Below are 1,489 nucleotides of genomic sequence, written 5' to 3' on the forward strand. Positions count from 1 at the left end.
GGTAGGCCTCTGTAGGAGCTGGCGAAGCCTGCGATCTTTTGATCTTGATCTTGATCTTGATCTTCCGACTCAATCGGCAATGGAAAGATCGCAGCCTCGTTGCACTCGACAGCTCCTACACAGCTCCACACAGCTCCACACAGCTCCTACGCAACGCTTACACAACGCCTACACAGCTGCAACAGAGGCCCGCGGGAGCATGCGCCCTCAGCGCTATGTCGACTGGCGTGCTTCGACGTTGTCCAACGCGCGGTTTGCCAGCATTGCGCTCAGTTCAATCGATTGCTGGATGCCCAGGGCGATATGGCGCCTGGAACCTTCCAGGTCAAAGGCCAGGTCACTGACCATGGCATTGGCCGAGGCCAGGTTTTCGCTGAGGTTGGCGAGCAGGGTTTAGGTGTCGACGCCATGGGCGACGGTGAACAGCTGGCCGGGATCGGACTCGGGTTTGCTGGGTTTGGGCTTGAGGTAGAAGTCGAGGATGCGGTCGGCGGCTTTGTCGAACGCTTTTGTGTTGGATGGATCGGTGTCCGGTGGGTTGGGGGTTACTTTGAACATAGATGAAGCTCCGATGCTGTAGAAGGGAGCCAACACCCTCTCGCTACCAAACGAATTAGGGTGGCGGCCATACGAAGGTTGGTAGACCGGGCATCGGAGCCGGCGCCTCCGAAGAGGCCCTGCGCATGGCCACCAAAACGCGAAGTGCATGATTGCACTTGCAAGAGATGACGCTATGCACCGACACCTGGGCTACCAAACCCGATCGCTGATTCAATCAGCGACCCGGAAACGATAGCGCCCGACCCCAAGGCGCACAAGCCGGCGGATTCTGGCGCAGTTGTAGGCAACGGCGCAAGACAACGTAGCCCGATCCCGAATGATCCTATATCTGGATAAACACGCCCCCTTTTGGACTGGGAGCCTGGGTTAACACAAACACCTGTGGCGAGGGAGCTTGCTCCCGCTGGGTGGCGAAGCCGCCCCGAAAAATTCTGCGTTGAAACAAAAAAAGGCCTGCTTCGCAGTCCAGCGGGAGCAAGCTCCCTCGCCACAAGAGCCCGCTCAAGCCTTCCGATCACCCACATTCGACTAATGTCTTAGACCAGTCATCGCACAACCAAGCGCCCTCATCGCTACTCTCAAGCCCCGGATTTTCCCAGCGCCAAGGCCTGCGATCTTGACCTCAATCGGTGACAACCATTGAAATTCCTCATTTTGAAGCATCCCCAAGTTGGATAATTCCGATAATGGCCAGTTGACAATGGGGAGCAGCTTCCAAATAATCGCCCTCATGTTGTACGACGACGTATGACAAATAAAAACAACAAAAAGTAGGAGCGTCACAGTGAGCACACGTGTCCGTTTTTCGCCCGACCGCCGCCCAAACCGCCGTACCCTTCTCAACGCCAGCCCCGCGCTGCTCCTGCTCGGTTGCAGCAGCCTTGCTGCGTTTGTGCCCATGACCGCCAGCGCCGAAGGCTTTGTTGAT

At 57.0% G+C, this 1,489-nt stretch carries 1 protein-coding gene and 1 pseudogene; both read right to left on the minus strand.

All coding sequences use genetic code 11. From position 1 onward, the window contains the following. Nucleotides 1–213: 213 nt before the first annotated feature. A pseudogene (locus AC09SL_RS29410) lies at nucleotides 214–558 on the minus strand (DUF6124 family protein). A 652-nt stretch (nucleotides 559–1,210) separates the two neighbouring features. After that, nucleotides 1,211–1,489, minus strand: a 279-nt coding sequence (locus AC09SL_RS29415; RefSeq protein ID WP_479571996.1) for a hypothetical protein, incomplete at its 5' end; no start/stop codon positions are given.

This window comes from Pseudomonas sp. PF05, from assembly GCF_056521845.1.